This is a genomic window from Longimicrobiaceae bacterium (assembly GCA_035936415.1).
Classification (GTDB): Bacteria; Gemmatimonadota; Gemmatimonadetes; order Longimicrobiales; family Longimicrobiaceae; genus JAFAYN01.
In genome coordinates this window covers 1-2,706 of record DASYWD010000275.1, presented here as the reverse complement: position 1 = coordinate 2,706, position 2,706 = coordinate 1, and the positions used below count along the sequence as shown (strand labels likewise).

3 protein-coding genes are annotated in these 2,706 nt (G+C 78.0%); 2 read left to right on the top strand and 1 reads right to left on the bottom strand.

The features are described 5' to 3' along the window. Positions 1–2 precede the first annotated feature (2 nt). Positions 3–1,337, bottom strand: a complete 1,335-nt coding sequence (locus tag VGR37_11255; protein HEV2147969.1) for a M14 family zinc carboxypeptidase — start codon at positions 1,335–1,337, stop codon at positions 3–5. 169 nt (positions 1,338–1,506) lie between these two features. On the opposite strand from VGR37_11255, the gene ytxJ reads away from it, so the two are divergent. Next, positions 1,507–1,845, top strand: a complete 339-nt coding sequence (gene ytxJ / locus VGR37_11250; protein HEV2147968.1) for a bacillithiol system redox-active protein YtxJ — start codon at positions 1,507–1,509, stop codon at positions 1,843–1,845. Beyond that, the coding region (locus VGR37_11245; GenBank protein HEV2147967.1) for an MFS transporter at positions 1,842–2,706 on the top strand (865 nt) is incomplete at its 3' end. The genes ytxJ and VGR37_11245, both read left to right, overlap by 4 nt.

Sequence of the window (2,706 nt, the reverse complement as noted above, 5' to 3'; positions counted from 1 at the left end):
CCTCAGCGCACGCGCCGCGCGGCCCCGCCCTCCACCGTCCACACCGCCGCGCTCCCCGGCTCCGGCCCGCGCCGCACCGTGAAGTGCGCCGGCGCCCCGGGTGCGAGGTAGAGCCGCCCCCCCGCGTCCGCGGCGAGCATCTCCGGGGCCGGGTGCACGAAGAGCCCGGCCGCCTCCACCGTGTCGCGCGCCACGGTCTCGGCCAGGTCGCCCACCTCCGCCACCGCCCCGCCGGTCCGCGCCGGGGCGTCCGCGTAGTCCACCGCCAGGTCCGCCCGGAAGGGTCCCGACCCCGGGAGCACCACCCGCCCCCCTCGCACCAGCAGGTCGCTGGCCCGCCGGCCGTTCTCCGGGAGGGCCTCGTACGCCGCGGGGTCCGCGGCCGCGTACGCCCCGGTGGCGATGGCGTCCAGCGCCGCCAGGATCGCCACGAAGTTCACGCGCCGCAGGTACTGCTTCTCCGGGTCGCCGCGCCACCCGCCGGACTCGATCAGCACCGTGCTCGTCCCCCAGCGCTGCATGGCGTCGCCGAAGGCCCGGGGGTTGTAGGTGTCGTCGTAGCGGGTGACGTGCCCCGCCACCAGCGGCTCCACCGCGCCCCGGACGACGGCCGCCACCCGCTTCGCCCGCGCCCGGGTGGGGTTGTCGGAGCGCGCGGCGTCGAAGGGCGGGGCGAGGAGGGCGATGGCGGCCAGCCGGTCGCGGCTGCTCCCCACCCGGGCGCGCACGTCCTGGTCGTGCAGGTTGAAGCCGAACTCCGGGCGGAAGCTCCGCTGCAGCTCGGCGAGCGCCCGCCCTTCCGGGGTCGCCAGGGCGCGGGCGTCGCGGTTGACGTCGATCCCCTGGGCGTTGCGGCGCTCGAAGCGCTCCGCCCCGTCCGGGTTCAGCATGGGGACGGCCACCACTGTGAGCCGCTCCGCCAGCCGCCGCGCCAGGGGGTGCTCCGGCGCCTCCGCGAGGAAGCGGAGCACGTCCGCCAGCGCCAGGGTGGCGGTGGACTCGTCGCCGTGCATCTGCGACCAGAGGAGCACCCGCGTGGGCCCGCGCCCGTACCGCACCGCGTGGATCGGCCGCCCCTCGGCGGAGCGGCCCGCCTCCTCGCGCGCCAGCCCCGGCGCCCCGTCCACCACCGGCCCGAGCGCGTCCCACAGCTCGCGGTGCGTGAACCGCCGCGTGGCGAGGGCCTCCACCCGGTGCCGCTCCTGCAGCTCCGTCAGCTCCCGGGCCCTGCGCTCCGCCTCCGCCGGGTCCACCGGCACGGCGCTCCCCGGGGGCGGCGCGGGCGCGCAGGTGGCCAGGAGGAGCAGGGAGAGCGCGGGAACGAAGGTGCGTCGCATGGGTCGCGTTCAGCGGTTCGGGTTCGGCCGGTCGCCGACGTGGAGGCGCCACCGGCCATCCTGGGGCACCGTGGCCGGCCACGCAAGAGCGTGCCGGTACGGGGGTTGCGCGGGAGCGCCCGGCGCGGGCGCGGCACTCCCGCGGGAACCGGAGCGACAGAGGGACCCCATGAGGCAGCTCAGGACGCACGACGAGGCGGACGCGGCCTTCCGGGAGGAGGTGGCTCTCCTCTACAAGCACAGCACCCGCTGCCCCGTCAGCCTGATGGCGCACGAGGAGGTGGAGCGCTTCCGCCAGGCGCACCCGGAGGTCCCCGTGTACCTGGTGGACGTGGTCCTGGGCCGCCCCGTCTCGCGGCACGTGGCCGAGCGCACGCGGGTCGTGCACCACTCGCCGCAGGCCATCCTCCTCCGCGGCGGCGAGCCCGCCTGGGACGCCTCGCACTTCGGGATCACCGCGGAGGCGCTGGAGCAGGCGCTGGCGGCCGCGGAGCGGCAGGCGCGGTGACGGATGCCGCGGGGCCGGCCGGGGAGCGCCGGACCCTGGCCGCGCTCTGGCTCCTGGTGTTCGCCGTCACGAGCCAGGCCATGATCCTGGCGCCCATCCTCCCCCGCATCGCCGAGCAGCTCCGCGTCCCGGTCACGCGGCTGGGGCTGCTGGTGACCGCCTACTCCGTCGCCGTGGCCGCGGTGGCGCTCGTGGCCGGCCCGGTGTCCGACAAGGTGGGTCGGCGCCGGATGCTCCTGGTGGGGGCGGCGGCCATGACCGTGGGGCTGGCGCTGCACGCGGCGGCCCGCGGGTACCCGGGGCTGCTGGCGGTGCGCGTCCTCACCGGCGCGGGGGGCGGGGTGCTGACCGGCGCCACCGCCGCGTACGTAGCCGACGCCTTCCCCCCGGAGCGGCGCGGCCGGGCCAACGGCTGGGTGACGAGCGGGATGGCGGTGGGGCAGGTGGTGGGGATCCCGCTGGGGACGGTGCTGGCGGCCGGGTGGGGCTTCCGGACGCCCTTCCTCTTCTTCGCCGCGGCGATGGCGCTCGCCTGCGCGATGGTGTGGCGGTGGGTGCCGCAGCCGGAGGTGCGTCGTGAGCCGGAGCCGCTGGATCCCGCCGCGGTGGCGGCGCGCTACGGGGCGCTCCTCCGCGATCCTCGGGTGGGGGTGGCGGTCGCCGCCTTCGGCGCCACGCTGCTGGGGACGACGCTCTACACCCTCTTCCTCCCCACCTGGCTGGAGCGGGCCCGCGGGCTCACGCCGCGGGAGGTGGCGCTCCTCTTCGCCGCGGGCGGGGTGGCGACGGCGCTCGCCGGGCCGGCCGCGGGGCGGCTCTGCGACCGGGTGGGGAGGAAGCGGACGGCGGTGGCGGCCACCC